Source organism: Streptococcus taonis (assembly GCF_029948085.1).
GTDB lineage: Bacteria > Bacillota > Bacilli > Lactobacillales > Streptococcaceae > Streptococcus > Streptococcus taonis.
In genome coordinates, this window is record NZ_JARZZP010000009.1 from 77,151 (window position 1) to 102,010 (window position 24,860).

General features: G+C 40.7%; 19 protein-coding genes. 17 read left to right on the top strand and 2 right to left on the bottom strand.

All coding sequences use genetic code 11. From position 1 onward, the window contains the following. The first annotated feature begins 73 nt into the window (after positions 1 to 73). Positions 74 to 1,954 (top strand): sucrose-specific PTS transporter subunit IIBC, encoded by a 1,881-nt coding sequence (locus tag QEZ38_RS06200; protein ID WP_281335352.1) that lies wholly within the window; start codon positions 74 to 76, stop codon positions 1,952 to 1,954. A 307-nt stretch (positions 1,955 to 2,261) separates the two neighbouring features. Beyond that, positions 2,262 to 3,149 (top strand): fructokinase ScrK, encoded by an 888-nt coding sequence (gene scrK, locus QEZ38_RS06205; protein ID WP_281335353.1) that lies wholly within the window; start codon positions 2,262 to 2,264, stop codon positions 3,147 to 3,149. A 40-nt stretch (positions 3,150 to 3,189) separates the two neighbouring features. On the opposite strand, the gene QEZ38_RS06210 is transcribed toward scrK, so the two are convergent. Beyond that, positions 3,190 to 4,380, bottom strand: coding sequence for a cation diffusion facilitator family transporter (locus tag QEZ38_RS06210; RefSeq protein ID WP_281335354.1), 1,191 nt, complete (start codon positions 4,378 to 4,380; stop codon positions 3,190 to 3,192). A 157-nt stretch (positions 4,381 to 4,537) separates the two neighbouring features. Between QEZ38_RS06210 and QEZ38_RS06215 the strand changes: the two genes are divergently transcribed. The 13 genes from QEZ38_RS06215 (at position 4,538) to QEZ38_RS06275 (ending at position 21,001) form a co-directional block, all read left to right on the top strand. Next, positions 4,538 to 6,148: a hypothetical protein gene (locus QEZ38_RS06215; protein ID WP_049527997.1), complete on the top strand. Its 1,611-nt coding sequence runs from the start codon at positions 4,538 to 4,540 to the stop codon at positions 6,146 to 6,148. A gap of 1 nt (position 6,149) precedes the next feature. Then, positions 6,150 to 7,181, top strand: coding sequence for an acyltransferase family protein (locus tag QEZ38_RS06220; RefSeq protein ID WP_281335355.1), 1,032 nt, complete (start codon positions 6,150 to 6,152; stop codon positions 7,179 to 7,181). Next, on the top strand, positions 7,174 to 8,142 hold the full coding sequence (locus QEZ38_RS06225) for a glycosyltransferase family 2 protein (protein ID WP_281335356.1): 969 nt from the start codon (positions 7,174 to 7,176) through the stop codon (positions 8,140 to 8,142). Before QEZ38_RS06220 ends, QEZ38_RS06225 begins: the two co-directional genes overlap by 8 nt. 189 nt (positions 8,143 to 8,331) lie before the next feature. Beyond that, positions 8,332 to 11,016, top strand: coding sequence for a cation-translocating P-type ATPase (locus QEZ38_RS06230; RefSeq protein WP_281335357.1), 2,685 nt, complete (start codon positions 8,332 to 8,334; stop codon positions 11,014 to 11,016). Between the two features lie 106 nt (positions 11,017 to 11,122). Then, positions 11,123 to 11,533, top strand: a complete 411-nt coding sequence (locus QEZ38_RS06235) for a peptide deformylase (RefSeq protein WP_281335358.1) — start codon at positions 11,123 to 11,125, stop codon at positions 11,531 to 11,533. A gap of 134 nt (positions 11,534 to 11,667) precedes the next feature. Further along, positions 11,668 to 11,832 carry a DUF3953 domain-containing protein gene (locus tag QEZ38_RS06240; RefSeq protein WP_214261590.1) on the top strand — a complete coding sequence of 55 codons (165 nt, stop codon included), beginning with the start codon at positions 11,668 to 11,670 and terminating at the stop codon, positions 11,830 to 11,832. 79 nt (positions 11,833 to 11,911) lie between these two features. Then, positions 11,912 to 12,634: a peroxide stress protein YaaA gene (gene yaaA, locus QEZ38_RS06245; RefSeq protein ID WP_281335359.1), complete on the top strand. Its 723-nt coding sequence runs from the start codon at positions 11,912 to 11,914 to the stop codon at positions 12,632 to 12,634. 139 nt (positions 12,635 to 12,773) lie between these two features. Further along, positions 12,774 to 14,060, top strand: coding sequence for a homoserine dehydrogenase (locus QEZ38_RS06250; RefSeq protein WP_281335360.1), 1,287 nt, complete (start codon positions 12,774 to 12,776; stop codon positions 14,058 to 14,060). Position 14,061: 1 nt separating this feature from the next. Continuing rightward, a complete protein-coding gene (thrB, locus tag QEZ38_RS06255) occupies positions 14,062 to 14,931 on the top strand; it encodes a homoserine kinase (protein WP_153225017.1) in 870 nt (289 codons plus the stop codon). A gap of 230 nt (positions 14,932 to 15,161) precedes the next feature. Then, positions 15,162 to 16,100 (top strand): peptide-methionine (R)-S-oxide reductase MsrB, encoded by a 939-nt coding sequence (msrB, locus tag QEZ38_RS06260; RefSeq protein ID WP_281335361.1) that lies wholly within the window; start codon positions 15,162 to 15,164, stop codon positions 16,098 to 16,100. Positions 16,101 to 16,149: 49 nt separating this feature from the next. After that, positions 16,150 to 17,874 (top strand): ABC transporter ATP-binding protein, encoded by a 1,725-nt coding sequence (locus tag QEZ38_RS06265; protein WP_281335362.1) that lies wholly within the window; start codon positions 16,150 to 16,152, stop codon positions 17,872 to 17,874. A gap of 1 nt (position 17,875) precedes the next feature. Beyond that, positions 17,876 to 19,624 carry an ABC transporter ATP-binding protein gene (locus tag QEZ38_RS06270; protein WP_281335363.1) on the top strand — a complete coding sequence of 583 codons (1,749 nt, stop codon included), beginning with the start codon at positions 17,876 to 17,878 and terminating at the stop codon, positions 19,622 to 19,624. Between the two features lie 117 nt (positions 19,625 to 19,741). Continuing rightward, complete coding sequence (locus tag QEZ38_RS06275) at positions 19,742 to 21,001, top strand: TRZ/ATZ family protein (RefSeq protein ID WP_075231415.1); 1,260 nt, start codon at positions 19,742 to 19,744, stop codon at positions 20,999 to 21,001. 179 nt (positions 21,002 to 21,180) lie between these two features. On the opposite strand, the gene QEZ38_RS06280 is transcribed toward QEZ38_RS06275, so the two are convergent. Next, positions 21,181 to 22,659, bottom strand: coding sequence for an oligosaccharide flippase family protein (locus tag QEZ38_RS06280; protein WP_075231414.1), 1,479 nt, complete (start codon positions 22,657 to 22,659; stop codon positions 21,181 to 21,183). Positions 22,660 to 22,783: 124 nt separating this feature from the next. Between QEZ38_RS06280 and mecA the strand changes: the two genes are divergently transcribed. Together mecA and QEZ38_RS06290 are read left to right on the top strand one after the other, a co-directional pair. After that, positions 22,784 to 23,521, top strand: coding sequence for an adaptor protein MecA (gene mecA / locus QEZ38_RS06285; RefSeq protein ID WP_281335364.1), 738 nt, complete (start codon positions 22,784 to 22,786; stop codon positions 23,519 to 23,521). Between the two features lie 774 nt (positions 23,522 to 24,295). After that, complete coding sequence (locus tag QEZ38_RS06290; protein ID WP_153225322.1) at positions 24,296 to 24,859, top strand: TIGR01440 family protein; 564 nt, start codon at positions 24,296 to 24,298, stop codon at positions 24,857 to 24,859. The last annotated feature ends 1 nt before the right edge of the window (position 24,860 follow it).

Here is a 24,860-nt window from a genome sequence, read left to right on the forward strand (position 1 = left end):
AGAATAATATTCGTGGGGCGAGTAAAATCGCTTTCAAACAAGAACAAATTTTTTTATAAGGAGATTTTTGCAAATGACCAATACAGAAATTGCAAAAAAAGTCATCGAAGCCTTGGGCGGACGTGAGAATGTTAACAGTGTAGCTCACTGTGCTACTCGCCTTCGTGTTATGGTGAAAGATGAAGCGAAGATTAACAAAGATGCTATTGAGAACTTGGAAAAAGTTCAAGGTGCTTTCTTTAACTCAGGTCAATACCAAATCATCTTTGGTACAGGTACAGTTAACAAGATGTACGATGAAGTCGTAGCTCTTGGTTTGCCAACGACATCTAAGGATGAGATGAAGGCAGAAGCTGCTAAACAAGGAAATTGGTTCCAACGTGCCATCCGTACTTTTGGTGACGTCTTTGTTCCAATCATTCCAGTTATCGTAGCAACTGGTCTCTTCATGGGTGTTCGTGGTCTCTTGAATGCTCTTGGAATGACACTTCCAGAAGATGTTACAACTTACACTCAAATCTTGACTGACACAGCATTCATTATCTTGCCAGGTTTGGTTGTTTGGTCAACCTTCCGTGTATTTGGTGGTAACCCAGCTGTTGGTATCGTTCTTGGTATGATGCTCGTTTCTGGTTCACTTCCAAATGCCTGGGCTGTTGCTTCTGGCGGTGAAGTAACTGCTATGAACTTCTTCGGATTTATCCCAGTTGTTGGTTTGCAAGGTTCAGTTCTTCCGGCCTTCATCATCGGGGTTGTCGGAGCTAAGTTTGAAAAAGCTGTTCGTAGAGTGGTTCCAGATGTACTTGATCTCTTGGTAACACCATTCGTAACACTCCTCGTAATGTCAATTCTTGGTTTGTTTGTTATCGGACCAGTCTTCCACGTTGTTGAAAACTATATCCTTCTTGGAACAAAAGCTATCCTTAACTTGCCATTTGGTCTTGGTGGTTTCTTGATTGGTGGAGTTCACCAAGTTATCGTCGTATCAGGTGTTCACCACATCTTCAACTTGCTTGAAGTTCAATTGCTTGCTACTGACCATGTTAACCCATTCAACGCTATCATCACAGCTGCCATGACTGCTCAAGGTGCTGCAACAGTAGCCGTTGGTGTTAAAACTAAAAATCCAAAACTTAAAACACTTGCTTTCCCAGCTGCTCTTTCTGCCTTCCTAGGTATTACTGAGCCTGCTATCTTCGGGGTTAACTTGCGTTTCCGTAAACCATTCTTCCTTTCATTGATCGCTGGTGCAATCGGTGGTGGATTGGCATCTATCCTTGGTCTTGCTGGTACTGGTAATGGTATCACAATCATCCCTGGTACAATGCTTTACATTGGTAACGGACAACTTCCACAATACCTTCTTATGGTAGCTGTATCATTCGCTCTTGGTTTTGCTCTTACTTACATGTTTGGTTATGAAGATGAAACTGATGGAGAATCAACTGTAAAAAAGCCTGAAGTTAGCGAAGAAGTAGTAGAAACTGCATCTAAGCTAACAGACGAAACAATCCAAACACCAATCGTTGGTGACGTAGTTGCCCTTTCAGATGTTAATGACCCAGTCTTCTCAAGTGGAGCTATGGGACAAGGTATCGCTGTGAAACCTAGTCAAGATGTTGTTTACGCCCCAGCTGATGCTGAAGTGACAATCGTCTTCCCAACAGGACATGCTTATGGTTTGAAAACTGCAAACGGAGCTGAAATCTTGATCCACGTGGGTATCGACACTGTTTCAATGAACGGTGAAGGATTTGACCAAAAAGTTGCTCAAGGTGACAAGGTTAAAGCTGGAGATGTTCTTGGAACATTTGACTCAGCTAAGATTGCTGCTGTAGGTCTTGATAACACAACAATGGTTATCGTGACAAACACTGCAGACTTTGCTTCAGTAAATCCAGTTGCTTCTGGAACAGTTGCTAAGGGTGACGCAGTCATTGAAGTTAAAGCTTAATACTCTTCGAAAATCAAATTCAAACTGCGTCATACTCGCTTTGCCGTATGTATGTGTTACTGACTTCGTCAGTTCTATCTACAACCTCAAAGCCGTGCTTTGAGCAATCCGCAGCTCGATTCCTAGTTTGTTCTTTGATTTTCATTGAGTACACTACTTTCGATTTAATAGATCAAAAAACGAACAAATGTCATGTTTGTTCGTTTTTGATTGAATCGTAAAATTTACAGAGGAAAAACTAAAATATAGAGCAACTTTCCTTCTGGAATTATGCTATAATAGAGAAAATAAAAACTAGAGGTTTATCATGACAAAATTATATGGAAGCTTGGAAGCGGGCGGTACAAAATTTGTCTGTGCTGTCGGTGATGAAAACTTTAACATTGTAGAAAAAACACAATTTCCAACAACAACTCCTATCGAGACAATCGATAAAACCATCGAGTTCTTTTCAAAATTTGATAATCTTGCAGGTCTTGCAATTGGTTCATTTGGTCCCATTGATATTGACAAAAACTCAAAAACTTATGGCTTTATCACAACAACTCCAAAACCTCACTGGGCAAATGTGGACTTGCTTGGTTCCCTTCGTCGCGCCCTAAACGTGCCAATGTACTTCACTACAGACGTAAACAGCTCTGCCTACGGTGAAGTGGTTGCCCGTAACAATGCTGGTGGCCGTATCGAGAACTTGGTTTACTACACAATCGGGACAGGTATCGGTGCAGGTGTCATCCAACGTGGTGAGTTTATCGGTGGCGTGGGTCACCCTGAGATGGGTCACTACTACGTGGCTAAACACCCAATGGATATTGAAAAAGAATTCAACGGTGTTTGTCCTTTCCACAAAGGATGTTTGGAAGGCTTTGCGGCTGGTCCAAGCTTAGAAGCTCGTACAGGAATTCGTGGTGAAAACATCGAATTGAACAGTTCTGTATGGGATGTTCAAGCCTACTATATCGCTCAAGCTGCAGTCAACGCAACTGTAACCTTCCGTCCAGACGTTATCGTATTTGGTGGTGGGGTTATGGCCCAACAACACATGCTTGACCGTGTCCGTGAGAAATTCATATCCTTACTCAATGGTTACCTACCAGTTCCGGATGTGCGTGACTATATCGTAACACCAGCTGTTTCAGGTAATGGTTCAGCTACACTTGGAAACTTCGTTCTTGCTAAGAGCGTAGCAAAATAAGTATAAAAAATGAGGTCGAGATTTATCCCGGCCTCTTTCTTTAGTCTTTTTCAATTTTCGTTTCCTGATGGAATATATTTTGCCAAGTTTCATGTCTGCGCCAGATACTTGTATGAATAGTATCACCTATCTGATAGCGGATGAGTTTTGTCTTCTGACTAATGGACGTTAAGTGAAGCTCTTTGATAGCAGTGGTTAATTCTTTTTCCTCCTTATAGGCTTCCTTGTCTAGTTCTAGTCCGTCTTGGCGAATATAAATGAAATCTTCAGCCAGTAATTCTTCCAATTGATTTCCTTGGTCAATTAGTTGCTCTCTCATGAGCAATTTTTTATAGACATTATCAAGAATTTCATCCTCAGGAATCGGTGCTGGTTCGATATGAATATCGGTATCAAAGACGCCAAAGCGTTCTGATAACATGGATTCAACCTGATCGGCAATTTCGTGGCTTTCAAAAACGGAGAGGTCTGGATTCATCTCGAGAGTAATGTCCAGATAGATATTGCTTCCATAAGTACGACCGCGTTGTGATTTGACCTTGCTAATCTTAGGGATTTCCATGATAGCCTTTTGGTAATCTTCGAGCAAGTGTTCATCAAAACCATCTGAAAGGCTGAAGGATGACTCGATAAAGATATCATAGGCAGTCTTGAGGATAAAGAAGGTAATAACGATGGCAACCAATTTATCCACGAGAGAGAAGTTAAAACTGCTGGCTAGGATGGCGATGGTGGTTCCGAGTGAAGTGACCGCATCTGATAGATTGTCCTTGGCAGCTGCTTTCAGTGCCTTAGACTTGGATTGCTTGCTGAGGTGAGTGTTGTAGAGATAGACTCCAAACATAATCACTGCAGAAACCACTCCCAAAATCGCTCCAAGTGGGTCAATCACAGTTTCTTCGCGACTGATAATCTTTTGAATCGTATCGCGAAGAACATCAAAACCAACATAGAACATGATGATTGAAGTGATGAGACTTGCCAAGTCCTCGATTTTCCAGTGACCGAAACGATGGTCTCTATCTGCTGGCTGTCGGGCCAATCGAATCCCTATGAGGAGGGCAACATTTCCGATGATATCAGAAACGTTGTTGAAACCATCCGCCACCAAACTGGACGAGTGAAGGAGGTGGCCCGCTGCTAACTTAGCTGCTGACAAGAAAAGGTAGGTCAAGATACTAATAATAGCACCTCGCTCAGCTAATTTCAAGTTTGAAACTGATTGATTCATCTGACTCTCTTCCTAGAATTTTTGTATTCTATCATTATACTGGTTTTGTAAGGAAAATTCAAATGGAGTGGTTGGGGAGATTTGCATTGATTCAACAGATTTTTTGATTGAAATATGATAGAATATAAAGTAATCATAATTTTAGAGAGAGTTTTCCATGACCCAAAAACAAATCACAGATAGAATGATTCGCATTGGTTTGATTGTGCTACCATTTTTTATTTTTTATGGATATAGATTGATGAAAGGCTTTGAATATCCAGTCGTAGATGATATCATGGTCAATCAAACCATACTATCTGGTGATAATATGTTGCTCCCTTACATTGGGATTATGTTGTCATCTGCTTTAGTATTCCTTCAGCAATTGTTTACAACTTGGAATGTTTATTTTATTTTCCTAGCCCTTAGTTTTTGCTTGAGCTTTAGTGTATACTTGGATTCTTTTTTCAGGAAGAAACTTTATTTTGTTCTTCCCCTACTTGTTATACTTCAAATGATTTTGATGAAGTATTTCTCGTTTTCAGTAATTGCTTATTTGTTGTCTACAGCAGGGATACTTTTATTATTCGATAGAAAATACATCGTAGGAGCTCTGTTGTCTCTGATTGGATTGTCGATTAGACCGCAAATCATTGCCAGTTTATTGCTACTTTTACTGCCGTTTCTAGTTTTTGAAGTAATCAAAGAGAAAAAGAAAAAAGAGCTTTTCGTATTATCTGCTCTTATTTTACTTATCTTTGCTTCTAATAAAGTTTACACCTTAACGAAACCAGATGTTCAAGAATACCTAACTTGGAATACTCTGAGTACCAATTTGAGAGATTTCCCTGCAATTGATTATGAGAAGCATGCCAAGGAATTTCAGGAATTGGGGGTCAGTGAAAACGACTTATCTGCTTCAACCTACTGGTTATTTGCTGAAAAAGATGCTTTGAACAATGAGTTGTTAACAAAAATTCAATCCGTACGTTCTTTCTCTGAGAAGTACTCCTTTAATGTATTTCAGATGGTGAAAGATTATTTCCAAAACATTATTTTGACAACCTTTCTTCTTGTTATGGTTGGCTGGTTTTTGTTGTTCAAGCCTAAGAAAGTCTATGGCTGGTTACTCCCGCTTGTTCCATTTGCACTCATCGGTGCACTATTTGTTAGGCAGAGAGTAGTAGAACGTGTTTATATCCCGATTATCGTTAGCTTTTTAATCTTTTTCGTCTACTATGCGCCCTTATTTTACAATAAGCGTAAACTGTTGAAAGAAAGAGGAATTTTTTATAGTCTACAACTTGTAGGAATGCTGGCGAGTATGGCCTGGGTAAATAGTGTGGGACAAGAACTTTACTGGTTCCCAATCATTCAATCATCCATGATATCAGAGTATCATGATGTAGTGGAAAAACATTCTGATAAATTGCTTGTTTTTGGCGGTTATGGAACACTTGTCAATTCTCAACCAAGCTTGGCTACGATTAGAATGAAGCCTGATCAGTTAATTGAAAATACAACAACCTTAGGTAATTGGCAAACTTTTTCGCCACATTACTATCAATTAATGGAAAACTACAATGTGGAGGACCCTAGTAATCTTCTTTCATCGGCTTTAGATAAGGAGAACATCCTATTCTTTTGGTCACCTTCCTCAGGAAATATGGATCGGGTCAAAAAAATTATGAAAGAACATTACCAGAAAGATGTTTATTTTGAAGAAGTTGAGTTGGTCACTTCTGATATGAATCTTTATCGACTAAGAACAGGAGAAGATAGATAGGATGAAAAAGCGCATAGGTTACCTAGATATGGCTAAGGGGCTAGCGATTATACTTGTTATTATAGGGCATAGCAGTTTTGTGCCTCTTGGTGCAAAAATACTCCTCTATGTTTTTCATATCCCCTTATTTTTCTTCTTGTCAGGTTTTACTTTAAATGTCACTAAATACAAAACATTTAAGGAATATTTTCTTAGTAAGGTGAAAAGTTTGGTTGTACCCTTTTTTTACCTGAATATTTTTGTTTTCCTCTTTCAACTCTTTGTCATGTATCCTGAACAAGTGTTTAGTTTTAACCTTATTCATTTTGCTAAACAATTATTACTGTCAGATAGACTGCATGTTTATTTTCAGTTATGGTTTCTGAATGTCATGTTCTTGGCTCATGTTGTTAGTTACTTCATTCTGAGAAGAAAATGGTCGATTGGTCAATGGATACTAATTGCTATTTCCCTCTTATTCTTGGTCGTTCTAGGACAAAAAGTTTATTCTTGGAATTTTTATCTTATCTGGAATATTGATCTAGTTCCTGTAGCCATCATTTTTACACTCTTAGGTGTCGGTGTGAGAAAATATTTAGCGCAACTGGAAAAGTTTTTTGCAATATACTATTTACCAGTTGCCTTATTGCTAACTATGGTGATAGGTAAACTAAACTATAATTTGAGCGGGAAACAGATTGTTGATCTTTACTATCAACAGATTGGAAACCATCTCTTGTTTTACATTGCTGCAATTTCAGGTATATGGTCCACCCTCATATTCTTTAAGTCAATTCCTGAAATGACTCTCTTGAAATCAATCGGTCAAAGAACCTTGATTTACTATGGTGTCCATGCCCCGATTGTTTTAGTATTGGTAGAAAAATTAGTTTTACAATTATCTACAAGATATACCGGTATTTTTGTGAATGCCTATATTACAACAAGTGTTGTGACAATATTGACTTTGGTAGGGTGTGAATTGATTGTCAGAGTATTTAGAGGGACTAATTTCCCTTTTGGATTTAAGAGGTTAGGAGACAAAAATGAGTAGAAATAATCCGATTTTATATATCGTGATTCCATGTTATAACGAAGAGCAGGTATTGCCTCATACTAACCCAATGTTTGTGGGAAAAATAGAGGAGCTTGTGAAAAATCAAGAGGTTCATCCAAATAGTAAGGTCATGTATGTGAATGATGGCAGTAAGGATAAAACTTGGGAACTTATCCAAGAATATGCTTCATCGAATCCATTTGTTGTAGGTATTTCTCAAAGTCGAAACCGTGGTCATCAAAGTAGTGTTCTTGCTGGGATGTATGAAGCTGCAGAATTTGCGGATATCGTGATTACCATTGATGCAGATGGTCAAGATGATATTGATTGTATGAATCAGATGATTGCTGAATATAAGTCAGGTTCAGAGATTGTCTACGGCGTTCGTGATAACCGAGAGACAGATTCGGCTTTTAAACGTATTACAGCAGAGGGATTCTATAAAGTGATGCATTTATTTGGAGCGGATGTCGTTTTTAATCATGCTGATTATCGTTTAGTCTCAAAACGATTTCTACAGGAATTATCCAAGTTTAAAGAAGTCAACTTATTCCTTCGTGGACTGATGCCTCTTGTAGGATTTAAGTATTCCTACGTGACCTATAAACGTCATGAACGGATTGCTGGTGAGAGTCACTATCCACTCTCTAAAATGCTTGGTCTAGCTATGGATGGAATTACTAGCTTATCGATTAAACCAATCCGTTTGATTACTAGCTTGGGAGTTATGACTTCACTGTTTAGTTTTTTGTTGATCATCTGGGTTTTGTGGAGCAAATTTGCTGGTACAGTAGTAGCTGGTTGGGCCAGTACCTACGCAATTGTAAGCTTACTTGGCGGGGTTCAACTCATTAGTCTTGGTGTAATTGGGGAATATATCGGAAAAATCTATCTAGAAACGAAAAAACGTCCAAGATATATTATCAGCGATCGCACCTATGATGAGAGTGATGAGTAACCTCACCTCAAAACTTGAAAACTTTTGAAATTCTGATATAATAGAACTACTCAAGGGAGTAGCTGGCGGTTAACCGCGATAGTGTCGTCATTACGAATTATTTCCGGCACTATATTAAACAGCGAGACTTGTTTTTTTAAAAAACAGGTCTCTTTTTTTGTAAAAAGAGGCCAAAAGGAGGAGACTGTTTTGTCAAAAGAACAAAATAAAGACTTGTTTTACACACAAGCCTCAGAAGAAGTCCTAAAGAACCTGGACTCATCGATCGAAGGTTTGTCAACTACTCAAGCTCAAGAACGCTTAGCGACTTATGGTCGTAATGAGTTGGAAGAGGGAGAGAAACGTAGCCTACTAGCTAAATTCCTTGATCAATTTAAGGATTTGATGATTATCATCTTGCTTGCGGCAGCGGCACTTTCTGTGATTACAGAAGGAATGGACGGTCTAACGGATGCCATTATCATCTTGGCCGTTGTTGTCTTGAATGCTGCCTTTGGGGTTTACCAAGAAGGGCAAGCAGAAGCAGCCATTGAAGCTCTGAAAAATATGTCTAGCCCGATGGCCCGTGTTCGTCGTGATGGTCATGTTATTGAGATTGACTCAAAAGAATTGGTACCTGGGGACATCGTCTTGCTTGAAGCGGGAGATGTCGTGCCTGCAGATATGCGTTTGTTTGAAGCAGCTTCTCTTAAAATAGAAGAAGCAGCTCTTACAGGGGAGTCTGTGCCAGTTGAAAAAGATGTGACAGGACTTGTTGAAGCAGATGCTGGTATCGGGGATCGTGTTAACATGGGTTACCAAAACTCAAACGTAACATACGGTCGTGGTATTGGTGTCGTGACCAACACTGGTATGTATACAGAAGTTGGTAAGATTGCAGATATGTTGGCTAATGCCGACGAGACAGAGACACCATTGAAGCAAAGCCTGGAACAATTATCTAAGGCCTTGACTTACTTAATCATTGTGATTGCAGTGATTACCTTCTTGGTTGGTGTCTTTGTTCGTGGAGAACATCCATTAGAAGGCTTGATGGTGGCGGTTGCCCTTGCAGTAGCTGCTATTCCAGAAGGGCTTCCTGCCATTGTAACCATCGTTCTATCTTTGGGAACTACAACCCTTGCAAAACGTAATTCGATTGTCCGTAAATTGCCAGCGGTTGAAACGCTTGGTTCAACAGAAATCATTGCATCTGATAAAACAGGTACCTTGACCATGAACCAAATGACGGTTGAAAAAGTTTATACCAACGGTCAATTGCAAAGCTCGGCATCTGAAATTGCTGCTAACAACAATACGCTACGTATCATGAACTTTGCCAATGACACCAAGGTGGATCCATCTGGCAAGCTGATTGGGGATCCAACGGAGACAGCTCTTGTACAGTTTGGTTTGGACCACAACTTTGATGTTCGTGAAGTCTTGGAAGATGAGCCACGTGTAGCTGAATTGCCATTTGACTCTGATCGTAAGCTCATGTCTACCATCCATAAGGAAGCAGATGGCTCTTACTTTATCGCTGTCAAGGGTGCGCCTGACCAATTGCTCAAGCGCGTGACTCGTATCGAAGTCAATGGGGAAGTTCGCCCAATCACAGAAGAAGATAAAAATGCCATCCTTGCAACCAACAAAGACTTGGCTAAACAAGCCCTTCGTGTCTTGATGATGGCTTACAAGACAAGTAACGAAATTCCAACCTTGGAATCTGAAATTGTTGAATCTGACCTTATTTTCTCTGGTTTGGTCGGCATGATTGACCCTGAGCGTCCAGAAGCTGCAGAAGCTGTTCGTGTAGCTAAAGAAGCAGGGATCCGTCCAATCATGATCACAGGTGACCACCAAGATACAGCGGAAGCTATTGCCAAACGTCTCGGAATCATCGATCCAAATGATACAGAAGATCATGTCTTCACTGGTGCGGAGTTGAATGAACTCACGGATGAAGAATTCCAAAAAGTCTTCAAGCAATACTCTGTTTATGCTCGTGTATCACCTGAGCACAAGGTTCGTATCGTGAAAGCATGGCAAAATGAAGGTAAGGTTGTTGCCATGACGGGTGATGGGGTCAACGATGCGCCTTCACTTAAGACAGCTGACATCGGTATCGGTATGGGGATTACAGGTACTGAAGTTTCTAAGGGAGCTTCGGATATGGTCCTTGCTGATGATAACTTTGCAACCATTATCGTAGCGGTAGAAGAAGGACGTAAGGTCTTCTCAAATATCCAAAAATCAATCCAATACCTCTTGTCTGCTAATATGGCTGAAGTTTTCACCATCTTCTTTGCAACCTTGTTTGGTTGGGATGTGCTTCAACCAGTGCATTTGCTATGGATTAACCTGGTAACAGATACGCTTCCAGCTATCGCTCTTGGGGTTGAACCAGCTGAGCCAGGCGTTATGACTCACAAACCTCGTGGACGTAAGTCTAACTTCTTTGATGGTGGTGTCTTCGGAGCAATCATTTATCAAGGAATCTTCCAAACCATGCTAGTTCTAGGTGTTTATGGTTGGGCTCTTCTCTTCCCAGAGCACCAAAGTCATACTGAAATCCATGCGGATGCCCTTACCATGGCTTTTGCAACTCTCGGTTTGATCCAATTGCTCCATGCCTTTAACGTTAAGTCGGTTTACCAATCTATCTTTAAAGTGGGACTCTTTACCAACAAGACCTTTAACTGGTCTATCCCAGTTGCCTTCGTCCTCTTTGTGGTGACAATTTTGGTTCCTGGATTTAATAATCTCTTCCACGTTTCAAACTTGAGCTTGACTCAATGGATGGTGGTCGCTGTTGGAGCGCTTATGATTGTAGTCCTTGTTGAGATTGTCAAAGCAGTTCAACGAGCACTTGGAAAAGATAAAAACGCTATTTAAGCATTGAAAAGTCATCTTCGGATGGCTTTTTTGCTTTTATATAAAGATAAACTGAACAAGATTTTTATGCTATAATCAAGTAGAGATAAAGATGGAGGAAAGAGTCTTGGAAAAGAAAATTGTAAAAGATATCTTGTTTTTGTCGCAGGTATCCCAGCCTGCTAGTCAGGAAGATCTACCCCTAGCAAAGGACTTGCAGGATACCCTATTGGCTAACCGAGAAACCTGTGTTGGGCTAGCGGCCAATATGATTGGGGTACAAAAACGCGTCATTATTTTTAATATCGGAATGATTCCCATGGTTATGTTTAATCCAGTTCTCCAATCTTTTGAAGGGTCATACGAAACAGAGGAAGGTTGTTTGTCTTTGACTGGTGTAAGGCCAACAACTCGGTATGAAAAGATTACCGTGGCTTATCGCGATATTCATTGGCAAGAACAGACCATTACCCTGACAGGATTTCCTGCTCAGATTTGTCAGCATGAATTGGACCATTTAGAAGGGATTATCATATAAGCAGGTTCAGATTATCTTTCACTAGAATAGTGGAGGATTTCTTAAACTAGCTAAGAAAAAAAACTCGTTTTTCTTGCACTCTTGTTTGAAATTTGAGACAATGAATGAAAGAATAATAAATGGAGGACAGTCAAATGGGATTTTATCTGATGATTGGTTCGATGTTGCTTGGTCTTTTCGCTTTGAAGATAGGATTTTCTCATCTAAAGGAGAAAAAGTTTACTCTGTCATCTATCTTGACAAGCTGCCTTGGGACAGCACTAGTTCTCTTTGCAATCTGGTTAGGATTGCCAAAATAAGGAAAGAAGCCTCGGTATTCACCGAGGTTTTTAGGCTCAAATCCTTGGTAGTCTTAAAAAAATATGCTACACTAACACTATGAAAATTCTAATCCCAACTGCAAAAGAAATGAATACAAATATTCCTAGTTTTGAAGCAAATCCTTTGCGTCTTGAAAGTCAGGCTGTAGTGGATGCATTAGCGACATATTCTGCCCAAGAGCTGGAAAGTTTTTATAAAATCTCTGCCGAAAAAGCACAAGAAGAGTATGACCATATCCAGGCCTTGAAAAATGAAACTGCGACAAACTATCCAGCCTTGCACCTCTTTGATGGACTCATGTATCGCAACATCAAACGGGACAATCTCACCAAGGAGGAGCAAACCTATCTGGAGAAACACCTCATGATAACGTCAGCTCTCTATGGTGTGATTCCAGCCTTTGAACCGATTGCGCCTCACAGACTGGACTTTTTGATGAAACTCAAAGTCGCTGGAAAAAGCTTGAAAAGTCATTGGCAGGCAGCCTATGAGGAGTCGATGAAGGGTGAAGAACTAATCTTTTCACTCTTGTCTTCTGAATTTGAAACTGTCTTCCCTAAAGAAATCCGTGAGAAAATGGTGACCTTCAAGTTCATGGAAGATAGAGATGGAAAACTAAAAATCCACTCAACTATTTCTAAAAAATCCCGAGGAGCCTTTTTGACAGCCTTGATGGAAGGTCAAGTAAGCTCGGTTGAAGAGATTGCAAAACTCAGCTTTGTGGGTTTTCATTATCGAGAAGATCTGTCTAGCGACAAGGAATTGGCTTTTGTGAAATAGATAGAAAATAGGGTCTGTCCTAAATTGTACCAAGGCAGGCTTTTTATGATTTGATGCTTCTATTTTTAGTTTAGAATGGTAGGAATTTTCACACAATTTTGGTATAATAGGACTATTAGAAAATTTCAAGGAGACAAACATGTCAGTTAAAATTGCTTTACTTGGATTTGGTACAGTAGCCAGTGGTGTACCATTCTTGCTAAAGGAAAATGGAGAAAAAATTGTTCAAGCAGCACATTCAGAAATTGAAGTAGCCAAGGTTTTGGTCAAAGATGATCAAGAGAAAGCCCGCTTGCTTGAAGCAGGAAATGATTTTAATTTTGTAACAAATATCGATGAAATTTTGTCAGACAATGACATCACGATTGTTGTTGAGTTGATGGGGCGTATCGAACCTGCTAAAACATTTATCACTCGTGCTTTAGAAGCAGGGAAACACGTCGTGACAGCTAACAAGGATCTTTTGGCAGTCCATGGTGCAGAATTGCTTGAGGTAGCCAAAGCTCACAATGTTGCCCTATACTACGAAGCAGCAGTTGCAGGAGGAATCCCAATTCTTCGTACCTTGGTTAACTCACTAGCATCAGACAAAATCACACGTGTTCTTGGTGTTGTGAACGGAACATCTAACTTCATGATGACCAAAATGGTAACAGAAGGCTGGTCTTATGAAGATGCTTTGGCAGAAGCCCAACGACTTGGCTTTGCTGAAAGCGACCCTACCAATGACGTTGACGGGATTGATGCGGCTTACAAGATGGTCATCCTCAGTCAGTTCGCCTTTGGGATGAATGTCAAGTTTGAAGATGTAGGCCACCAAGGAATTCGCAACATTACTCCAGAAGATGTAGCAGTAGCTCAAGAACTTGGTTACGTAGTCAAATTGGTTGGTTCTGTTGAAGAAACGGCATCTGGTATTGCTGCTGAGGTTACGCCAACCTTCCTTCCTAAAGCACATCCACTTGCGAGTGTTAATGGTGTTATGAATGCAGTCTTTGTAGAGTCTATCGGTATCGGGGAGTCTATGTACTATGGACCAGGTGCTGGTCAAAAACCAACTGCAACAAGTGTTGTGGCTGATATTGCCCGCATCGTTCGTCGTCTGAATGATGGAACAATTGGAAAAGCCTTTAATGAATACAGCCGTCCAGTAGTCTTGGCTAAGCCAGAAGATGTCAAAGCTAACTACTATTTCTCAATCTTGGCTCCAGATTCAAAAGGTCAAGTCTTGAAATTGGCTGAGCTCTTTAATGCAGAAGATATCTCCTTCAAGCAAATCCTTCAAGATGGTAAGCAAGAAGGCAAGGCTCGTGTTGTCATCATCACTCATAAAATCAACAAGGCACAGCTTGAAAATATTACAGCAGCTTTGAAGGGTGTAGCCGAGTTTGAACTTCTCAACACCTTCAAGGTTTTAGGAGACTAAGATGAAGATTATTGTACCTGCTACAAGTGCCAATGTGGGTCCTGGTTTTGACTCGGTTGGTGTAGCTGTAACGAAGTATCTAGAAATTCAGGTTTGTGAGGAACGTGAAGAATGGATGATTGAGCACCAACTGGGCAAATGGATTCCACGTGATGAACGTAATCTTTTGCTAAAGATTGCTCTACAAATTGTTCCAGACCTACAACCACGACGTTTGAAAATGATTAGTGATATTCCTCTTGCACGTGGACTAGGTTCTTCTAGTTCTGTCATCGTTGCAGGGATTGAACTGGCAAATCAATTAGGAAATCTTAAATTAAGCGATCACGACAAATTGCAATTGGCGACTAAGATTGAAGGCCATCCTGATAATGTTGCGCCGGCTATCTATGGTAATCTGGTCATTGCCAGCTCAGTCGAAGATCAGGTTTCAGCTGTTGTGGCGCCTTTCCCAGAGTGTGCTTTCCTAGCTTATATTCCAAACTACGAATTGCGAACTCGCGATAGTCGTGGTGTCTTGCCTAAGAAATTATCATACAAGGAAGCTGTTGCAGCAAGTTCTATCGCCAATGTGGCTATCGCAGCTCTACTGACAGGAGATATGGTCAAAGCTGGCCAAGCTATCGAGAGTGACCTTTTCCACGAGCGTTACCGCCAAGATTTGGTGCGAGAATTTGCGACAATTAAAAAAGTTGCCAAGAGAAACGGTGCTTATGCGACCTACTTGTCTGGTGCTGGTCCTACTGTCATGGTTCTAGCTGATCCTGATAAGATGCCGAAGATTAAGGCAGAGCTTGAAAAACAACCGTTCAAAGGCAAGCTTCATGATTTGCAAGTAGACACAGAAGGCGTGCGCATCGAAGAAAAATAAATATAGCAATAGGATGGGGAAACTCTCTATTAGAGGGCTTCCTGTCCTTTTTTTGAAAATGAAACATGGGAATTGATACTCAATGAAAATCAAAGAGCAAACTAGGAAGCGAGCCACAGGCTGTACTTGAGTACGGCAAGGCGAAGCTGACGTGGTTTGAATTTGATTTTCGAAGAGTATGAAAGGTTTCCCGTATTTGATGACCGATAGAAGGTCAAGGAGGATTTGAAATGGCAGAAATATATCTAGCAGGTGGTTGTTTTTGGGGCTTGGAAGAATATTTTTCCAGAATTTCTGGAGTGCTGCAAACAAGTGTTGGTTACGCTAATGGTCAAGTTGAAACCACCAATTATCAATTAATCAAAGAAACAGATCACGCAGAGACTGTGCAAGTCGTCTACGATGAAAAGGTAGTCTCGCTTCGTGAAATCTTGCTCTATTATTTCCGAGTCATTGATCCCCTATCTGTCAATCAACAAGGGAATGACCGTGGTCGTCAATACCGCACAGGGATTTATTACCTAGAAGAAGCTGATCTACCAACGATCAATACAGTAGTCCGCGAACAAGAACTACTCATCGGTCGTAAAATTGCAGTGGAAGTGGAGAAGCTTCGTCACTATATCTTAGCTGAAGACTATCACCAAGACTACCTCAAGAAAAATCCTGGTGGCTATTGCCATATCGATGTGAGAGATGCAGAGAAACCATTGATAGACGCAGCTAACTACGAAAAACCTAGTCAGGAAGTATTACGAGAACAACTGTCTGAAGAGTCCTATCGAGTCACGCAAGAGGCTGCGACGGAAGCTCCCTTTAGCAATGCCTACGACCAAACTTTTGAGGAAGGAATTTATGTCGATATCACGACTGGTGAGCCCCTCTTCTTTGCCAAGGATAAGTTTGCCTCAGGCTGTGGTTGGCCAAGCTTTAGCCGACCAATTTCTAAAGAGCTCATTCATTACTACCAGGATTTGAGTCACGGTATGGAGCGTATCGAAGTTCGGTCACGTTTGGGTAATGCCCACTTGGGTCATGTCTTTACAGACGGGCCTCAGGAACTAGGTGGCTTACGCTATTGTATCAATTCTGCTTCTTTACGATTCATTGCTAAGGATGAGATGGAAGAGGCTGGTTATGGCTACTTGCTTCCATATTTAAACAAGTAAAAAGATGGTGGTTTTTCCACCTTCTTCATTTTGGAAATAGAAGGGACATATGAAACAATTACTTTCTTACTTTAAACCCTACCTCAAGGAGTCTTTCCTAGCACCCTTGTTTAAGCTGCTAGAAGCTGTTTTTGAACTCTTGGTACCCATGGTGATAGCTGGGATTGTCGACCAATCCATCCCTCAAAAAGATCAAGCTCATCTCTGGATGCAAATGGGTCTCCTCTTTGTGTTTGCAGTTATCGGCGTTTTGGTAGCCTTAGTAGCTCAGTTTTACTCAGCCAAGGCGTCGGTCGGATTTGCTAAAGAGTTGACCAATGATCTCTATCGTCATATTCTCTCCTTGCCCAAGGATAGTAGAGACCGTTTGACGACTTCGAGTTTGGTGACGCGTTTGACTTCAGATACCTATCAGATTCAGACAGGGATCAATCAATTTTTACGCTTATTTTTAAGGGCGCCTATTATTGTTTTCGGTGCCATTTTCATGGCCTATCGCCTCTCGCCTGAATTGACCTTCTGGTTCTTGGTCATGGTTGCCATTTTGACCCTTGTCATTGTCGTTCTGTCACGGTTGGTCAATCCCCTCTACAGTAGTTTGAGAAAGAAAACTGACCAGCTGGTTCAGGAGACGCGCCAACAGATACAAGGGATGCGTGTGATTCGTGCCTTTGGCCAAGAAAAACGAGAAATCGAGAACTTCCAATTACTCAATCAAGTCTATACAGCTATCCAAATGAAAACAGGCTACTGGTCCAGTCTCTTGACCCCCTTGACCTATTTGATCGTCAATGGAACTTTGCTGGTGATTATCTGGAATGGTTATATTTCTATCCAGGGAGGCTGGCTCAGTCAGGGTGCCTTGATTGCTCTGATTAACTATCTTCTACAAATCTTGGTAGAGTTGATAAAACTAGCCATGCTCATTAATTCACTCAACCAGTCCTATATTTCTGCTAAGCGGATTGAAGAAGTCTTTGCAGAAAAGCCTGAAGATATACTGGCAGAAATTGCTCAAAAAGAAACTTCCTCGAACCAGTCCTTACGAGTTGAACACTTGAGCTTTACCTACCCAGATGCTGCTCAACCATCCTTTCGAAATCTTTCTTTTGCTATGAAACAAGGACAAATTCTTGGAATTATCGGGGGGACTGGTTCTGGTAAGTCAAGTTTGGTACAAGTCCTACTTGGCCTTTATACGGCAGATAAGGGAAGTGTTTCCCTTTATCGAGATGGACGTAGTCCTCGCAATCTTTCTGAATGGCGGTCCTGGATGGCTTATGTTTCTCAAAAGGTTGAACTCTTTAAGGGAACCATTCGTTCCAACTTGACCTTGGGTATGGAAGAAGCTGTCTCGGACCAAGAACTCTGGCAGGCTTTAGAAATTGCTCAGGCCAAGGACTTTGTCAGTGACAAGGAAGGCCAGCTGAACGCAGAGGTTCAAGCAGGCGGTCGTAATTTCTCAGGTGGGCAAAAACAACGCTTATCAATTGCCCGAGCAGTCTTACATCAAGCACCATTTCTCATCTTGGATGATGCGACGTCAGCCCTTGATACCATTACTGAGTCTAATCTTCTGAAGTCTGTTCAAGATAAGCTACCAAACACCAGCTTGATCTTGATTTCCCAACGAACTTCAACCTTGAAGATTGCTGATCAAATTCTCCTTTTAGAGAAAGGGGAGCAATTAGCACTTGGAAATCATGAGGAATTGATGGAAACTAGTCAAGTCTATCGTGAAATCAATGCATCCCAACATGGAAAGGAGGACTAGAATGAAAGGCAAATATGCAAGTCAAACCCTTAAACGATTAGCAAAAGATTTAGCTGGCCATCCCGTCCTTCTTTTCCTGGCTTTCTTGGGTACCATTGCTCAGGTAGCCCTATCAATCTATCTACCAATCTTGATAGGACAGGTGATTGACCAAGTCTTAGTCGATGGTTCATCCCAGCTATTTTGGCAGATTTTCCTCCAGATGATTTTGGTGGTGATAGGAAATACGCTGGTACAATGGGCCAATCCTCTCCTCTATAATCGACTGATTTTCTCCTATACTAGAGATTTGCGCGAAAAAATCATTGAAAAGCTCCATCGTCTTCCGATTGCCCTTGTAGATAGACAAGGTAGTGGGGAAATGGTCAGCCGTGTAACGACAGATATCGAGCAGTTGGCAGCGGGTCTGAATATGATTTTCAACCAATTTTTCATAGGAGTTTTGATGATTTTGGTCAGCATCCTTGCTATGCTCCAAATCCATCTATTGATGACTCTCTTGGTTCTGCTCTTAACACCTCTATCTATGGTCATTTCACGCTTTATCGCTAAGAAATCCTACCATCTCTTTCAAAAGCAGACAGAGACTAGGGGGATTCAGACTCAGTTGATAGAAGAATCGCTCACCCAACAGGCCATTATCCAGTCCTTCAATGCTCAGGAAGAATTTATCGAGAGACTTCATGAGGCAAATGACAACTACGCAGGTTATTCTCAGTCGGCTATCTTTTATTCTTCGACAGTCAATCCTTCCACCCGTTTTGTCAATGCCCTCATTTATGCCCTACTTGCTGGTGTTGGAGCCTTACGCATCATGGCAGGTTCTACTTTGACGGTTGGGCGTTTAGTGACCTTTTTGAATTATGTGCAGCAGTACACCAAGCCTTTTAATGATATTTCATCGGTCTTAGCTGAGTTGCAAAGTGCCTTGGCTTGTGCAGAACGTGTTTATACTGTTTTAGAAAGCCCTGAGATTAGAGAAACTGGTCTTAAAGAATTGAACAGCGACCAAGTCAAGGGAGCTATTTCCTTTAAGCATGTCTCCTTTGGCTACAATCCTGAAAAGATCTTAATCAAGGACTTGTCTATTGACATTCCGGAGGGTAGCAAGGTTGCCATCGTTGGGCCAACGGGTGCAGGGAAGTCAACCCTCATCAATCTCCTCATGCGTTTTTACCCGATTAACTCTGGAGATATTTTGCTAGATGGTCATTCGATTTATGACTGTACCCGATCATCATTGAGACAGCAGTTTGGGATGGTGCTTCAAGAAACTTGGCTCAAGCAAGGAACCATTCATGACAATATTGCCTTTGGAAATCCTGATGCTAGCCGAGAGCAGGTCATTGCGGCAGCCAAGGCAGCTAACGCAGACTTCTTTATCCAACAGTTGCCACATGGTTATGATACCAAGCTTGAAAATGCAGGGGAATCCTTGTCTGTTGGTCAGGCTCAGCTTTTAACCATTGCCCGCGTCTTTCTAGCCATTCCTAAGATTCTTATCTTAGATGAGGCGACTTCCTCCATCGATACCCGGACAGAGGTGCTGGTTCAGGACGCCTTTGCCAAACTCATGAAGGGGCGGACGAGCTTTATCATTGCCCACCGTTTATCGACCATTCAGGATGCTGATTTGATTCTTGTCTTGGTCGATGGAGATATTGTCGAATATGGCAATCACCAGGAACTCATGACGAGAAAAGGCAAATACTATCAAATGCAGCAAGCAGCCGCTTTTAGTCCAGAATAGACTTTACCTAGTTTCTTAAGCAAATACAAAATAAAAGTTGCCTTCGGGTGACTTTTTTGTTACAATAGCTAGAAAAATTATCCAGTATGAATACTTATATAGAAAAGGAGCCTAGGGATGAAAGTCTTTCAGCATGCAAATATCGTGACTTGTGACCAAGATTTCCATGTCTATCTAGATGGGATTTTGGCTGTCAAAGAATCCCAAATCGTCTATGTCGGTCAGGAAAATCAAGAGATTCTTAAACAAGCAGATCAAATAATAGACTGTCAGGGTGCCTGGATTATGCCTGGCTTGGTTAACTGCCATACTCACTCTGCCATGACAGGCTTGAGAGGCATTCGTGACGATAGCAATCTCCACGAATGGCTAGAGGACTATATCTGGCCAGCAGAAGCAGAATTCACACCAGAGATGACTACAAAGGCCGTCAAAGAGGCACTAACAGAGATGCTCCAGTCAGGAACGACAACTTTCAATGATATGTACAATCCTAATGGAGTGGATATAGCTGAGATTTATGAGGCAGTCAAGGCATCCAAGATGCGTTGCTATTTTTCTCCAACCCTCTTTTCTTCAGATGTGGAGACGACGGCTGAAACTATAGCTAGAACTCGAGCTGTCATCGAGACAATCAAAGGCTATCAAGACCCAAATTTCAAGGTTATGGTGGCCCCTCATTCGCCCTATAGTTGTGATCGAGACTTGCTGGAGGCAAGTCTTGACCTAGCAAAAGAAGAAAACATTCCTCTTCATATCCATGTTGCAGAAACCCAGGAAGAGTCAGGTATTATCCTGAAACGCTATGGCAAACGCCCACTAGCCTTTCTAGATGAACTTGGGTATTTAGACCATAAAGCTGTCTTTGCTCACGGTGTTGAGTTAAATGAAGCAGAAATTACCCGCTTGGCAGATTCGCAAGTCGCTATCGCCCACAATCCAATCAGCAACCTCAAACTAGCCTCAGGGATTGCACCAGTCGTCCAACTTCAAAAGGCAGGAGTGCCAGTCGGGATTGCGACTGACTCAGTTGCTTCTAACAATAACCTCGATATGTTTGAGGAAGGACGCACGGCAGCCCTTTTACAGAAAATGAAGAGTGGTGATGCCAGCCAATTTCCAATTGAAACTGCCCTCAAGGCCCTGTCGATCGAGGGTGCTAAGGTGTTGGGAATGGAAGATGAGATTGGTAGTTTGGAAATCGGCAAGCAAGCTGACTTTCTCGTTATTCAACCCCAAGGCAAAATCCATCTCCAACCGCAAGAAAACATGCTGTCTCACCTCGTTTATGCTGTCAAATCCAGTGATGTTGATGACGTCTACATTGCAGGTGAGCAAGTCGTGAGAGCTGGGAACGTACTAACAGTAGATTTGTAAGTGATACTCTTTCTAATTTTTTTAAAGCTAGGTCGGTGTTGTCTTGACCTCGTTTGCTCTAACAAGCTTATTGAGTGGGTATTTATTGTGTAGGCCGTAAAGAAAAAAGAAGACTCTGTAAGGTCTTCTTTTTGTTACATAATATTTAATTTGAACATTTTTGAGAAGGCTAATGACCTCTATCCTCTTTTAATCTTAGCACGAACTAGGTCGAGCGCATAATGAAGTGTTTTATCTTTGATAATAAAGAGTGTGATAGCGTAATAGATGCCACAAGCTGCGATTGTAGAAAGAACCATGCAGATCATATTCATCGTAACTTCATAGCTATGAACTTGGAAGAGGGTTTTAAAAACAAAATAAATTGGGATGAAACCGAGTGACACGATTGTGTAGCGAGTTAAGGTTGTAAAAATCTCTTTCAAATCCAATAGTTTGTACTTCCTAATAAAGCGAATCTCTAGCAGAACCACAATTGCTTCAGCTAGAACGGTTGTTCCAATGTAGTATTCAGGAGTGAAGATATTATTGAAAAACAGCAAGGAGTTAAATAGAATATTTGCACCACCTCCGATAAAGTAGAAAGCAGTCAAGTGGTTTTCATGGTCATTGATAAAGATAATTTGTTTAGCAAGGATTAATTCTATGGCCCAGATAATGGTACGAAAGGCAAAGACACTTGTTACAATTCCGGCTTCTAGATATTTCTCAGAAGAGTAAATAACTGTAGCATAGGTTCCCAAAACCATAATACCAATACTGGTAGGAATCATGAGGAAGTAAAAGAGGGATGCGCCCTGATTGACCAAATTTTTATAAGAAGTAAAATCTTTTTTTCCTAGATAATAACCAAGTCGTGGGATGCTGACGTTGATAGCTCCGCTAAGGACACTAGCGATCAGCATAACGATACTGGAGGCGATGGTGTAGTATGAGATGTAATTCTCATCAGGACCTTTGGTAATGAACATACGGTCTAGTAAGGTATAGAGCATATTAGCATTTGCTAGAAGGAGCATAGTTAGGAGAGGTTTAGATGACTTGAGAAGTTCGATGAACTCAATCTTAACAAAGGAGACCTCTCGTTTAATCCAGAGGAAGCTTAGCAGATAGTTGATGATAGTTGTCGCACTCATGATGGTAGCATAAGGGACGATATCATCAGGTGTCTTAACGAAAGCGAAGATAGCGACCAACATTCCAATCCGAATAACCAGTGTTTTATAAAGGATAAAAGAATAATTCTCGTAGGCTTCATTCATCCACTCGATATTTAGAAATTGAAAGAGTGCTTGGATTCCAAGGATATAATAAAGGATTTTGAGGTTGACAATACTGGTATCAAAGTGAATAAAGAGGAAGTAGATAACTGTTGTTACAACTGAAGTAATTAGCGAAATATAGAATAACTTAGAAAAGACATAATTGATCTTGTTTTTGTCATCCTTAACTTTACTAATGGCTCGAATCCCATAATTGTAAATCCCAAAGGCAGCGAGTGGAATGACAAAGCTTGCCCAGGTGTTGGCAGTGTTGAAGTAACCGTAATTCGATTTGCTAAGAATCCGCGTTAGATAGGGATTAGTAATCAAAGGAAAAACGATATTCAAGATATTGACCAGCAAGCTAGCCAAAGCATTAACTTTTATATTTTTCATGAAACTTTCTTTCTTACATTCTAAAATAGATACTAGTATTATATCACATTCCAACGCCATTCTTTTGATAAAATTTTTGAAATCTTGTATAATAGATAGAACTGAAAGTATGAGGTTACGAACTATGAAAATGAAACAAATCAGTGATACGACTTTAAAAATCACCATGTCTCTAGAAGATTTGATGGATCGTGGAATGGAAATCGCAGACTTTCTCGTTCCACAGGAAAAAACAGAAGAATTTTTCTATGCAATCTTGGATGAGTTAGAGATGCCAGATAGCTTCTTGGATACAGGTATGCTTAGTTTTCGAGTAACACCTAAGCCAGACAAGGTTGATGTTTTTGTGACCAAGTCTAAGATTGATCAGAATTTGGACTTTGACGATTTGGCAGACCTTCCAGATATGGATGAATTGGCCAAAATGTCTCCAGATGAGTTTTTGAAAACCTTGGAGAAAACCATGGCAGAAAAAACCAAAGATGATATTGAAGCTATTCAATCTTTAGAGCAGGTTGAAAAGGAAGAAGAAGCAGCACTTGATGAAGCCCTCGAAGTAGAAGAAGGAAAAAGAGAGCCTTATATCTACTACATCTTACATTTTGACGATTTATCTAGTTTGGTTTCTTTTGCCAAAACGGTTGACTACCAAATGGAGACTTCAGAACTTTACAAAATGAACGACCAATACTATCTAACAGTTTTGGTTGATGTAGAAGATCATCCAAGTCTTTATCCAGCTTGGTTATTGGCTCGCATGCGTGAATTTGCTGATGATAGTGATATCAGCCGTTCAGTTCTCCAAGAATACGGTCAAATCATCATCAACCACGATGCTGTCCAAGGACTCCAAAAAGTTTAATCTAGAAAAAGAGGTTGGGACAAAAGATCCCGACCTCACTTTTTATTAGCAATCAAACTTTGACGCGGTAGATGATTGAACTTTTTGTTCGTCTTTTATACTCTTTGAAAATCAAATTCAAACCACGTCAGCGTCACCTTGCCGTACTCAGGTACAGCCTGCGGCTAGCTTCCTAGTTTGCTATTTGATTTTCATTGAGTATTAGACTCCAAAAAGCTCCTAATCATCCTCGCGGGGCTGGGACTACGAAATCGAGACTTTGTCTATCGATTTCTGTCCCACCCCCCGCCTTTTGTTATCTTCTCTGTAAAATCTATTTTTTAAAAATTGGATACAGTTTGTATTCAAAAAATTGCTATATTATAATTTGATAGCAGAATTAAAATTTTAGCATAATTTCATGAAAATTTTCTGAATGGACAAAGGTTAGTACGAAGTAGAAAAAAAGTCCAAAAAATAAGGTAAATTAGTAGCTTAAAAGTAAGAAATGGGGTAGAATGGAGGAAGTTACTTTCGGTAGTTTAGAATCGAATTGACTGACAAATCTTTTAGGTGTAAATGTTGCTACAGCAACGATTTTACTAAACTATTATATTTTTTTTGTTTTCAAAGTATAATTTTAGTTTATATTTGAAAATAGATAAAATTTGAATCAGTTTTTGAAAAGAGCCCTCATATAGTTTTTGAATCCTAGCAATTGGTATTCCTATGTCTTCCAATCTTGCTAAAATTGATGAAAAACGATATGATAGAATGAAAAAAGCGAGGTGAAATATGGACCAAAGACGGATTCAAATAGAAACACAGCAGATTCTTGAAGATGTACTAGACAAGGCTTCTTTACAGGAGGGAGCACTATTTGTCTTGGGTTTGTCTTCGAGTGAAGTGCTGGGAGGACACATCGGAAAAGATTCGAGTCAGGAAATCGGTGAACTTATTGTCAAGACTATGTTGGAACTGTTGACGGCTAAGGGAATTCACCTGGCTGTTCAAGGTTGTGAACATGTCAATCGGGCTTTAGTTGTTGAACGAGAAGTAGCTATAAAACATCAGTTGGAGATTGTGAGTGTACTCCCGACCTTACATGCAGGAGGTTCTGGTCAATTGGCCGCCTTTCGCTATATGAAGGATCCCGTGGAGGTCGAATTTATCAGGGCAGATGCTGGTCTAGACATTGGTGATACAGCTATCGGTATGCATATCAAACATGTTCAGGTACCCATTCGACCAGTCTTAAGAGAGATTGGTCTGGCTCATGTGACAGCACTTGCTAGTCGACCAAAACTCATTGGAGGGGCGCGTGCTCAATATCCAATAGATCACATTAGAAAGATTTAAA

Coding starts and splice junctions, on each gene's coding strand:
- QEZ38_RS06200 (WP_281335352.1), top strand. CDS start 74: ATGACCAATACAGAAATTGCAAAAAAAGTCATCGAAGCCTTGGGCGGA.
- scrK (WP_281335353.1), top strand. CDS start 2,262: ATGACAAAATTATATGGAAGCTTGGAAGCGGGCGGTACAAAATTTGTC.
- QEZ38_RS06210 (WP_281335354.1), bottom strand. CDS start 4,380: ATGAATCAATCAGTTTCAAACTTGAAATTAGCTGAGCGAGGTGCTATT.
- QEZ38_RS06215 (WP_049527997.1), top strand. CDS start 4,538: ATGACCCAAAAACAAATCACAGATAGAATGATTCGCATTGGTTTGATT.
- QEZ38_RS06220 (WP_281335355.1), top strand. CDS start 6,150: ATGAAAAAGCGCATAGGTTACCTAGATATGGCTAAGGGGCTAGCGATT.
- QEZ38_RS06225 (WP_281335356.1), top strand. CDS start 7,174: ATGAGTAGAAATAATCCGATTTTATATATCGTGATTCCATGTTATAAC.
- QEZ38_RS06240 (WP_214261590.1), top strand. CDS start 11,668: ATGGGATTTTATCTGATGATTGGTTCGATGTTGCTTGGTCTTTTCGCT.
- yaaA (WP_281335359.1), top strand. CDS start 11,912: ATGAAAATTCTAATCCCAACTGCAAAAGAAATGAATACAAATATTCCT.
- QEZ38_RS06250 (WP_281335360.1), top strand. CDS start 12,774: ATGTCAGTTAAAATTGCTTTACTTGGATTTGGTACAGTAGCCAGTGGT.
- thrB (WP_153225017.1), top strand. CDS start 14,062: ATGAAGATTATTGTACCTGCTACAAGTGCCAATGTGGGTCCTGGTTTT.
- msrB (WP_281335361.1), top strand. CDS start 15,162: ATGGCAGAAATATATCTAGCAGGTGGTTGTTTTTGGGGCTTGGAAGAA.
- QEZ38_RS06265 (WP_281335362.1), top strand. CDS start 16,150: ATGAAACAATTACTTTCTTACTTTAAACCCTACCTCAAGGAGTCTTTC.
- QEZ38_RS06270 (WP_281335363.1), top strand. CDS start 17,876: ATGAAAGGCAAATATGCAAGTCAAACCCTTAAACGATTAGCAAAAGAT.
- QEZ38_RS06275 (WP_075231415.1), top strand. CDS start 19,742: ATGAAAGTCTTTCAGCATGCAAATATCGTGACTTGTGACCAAGATTTC.
- QEZ38_RS06280 (WP_075231414.1), bottom strand. CDS start 22,659: ATGAAAAATATAAAAGTTAATGCTTTGGCTAGCTTGCTGGTCAATATC.
- mecA (WP_281335364.1), top strand. CDS start 22,784: ATGAAAATGAAACAAATCAGTGATACGACTTTAAAAATCACCATGTCT.
- QEZ38_RS06290 (WP_153225322.1), top strand. CDS start 24,296: ATGGACCAAAGACGGATTCAAATAGAAACACAGCAGATTCTTGAAGAT.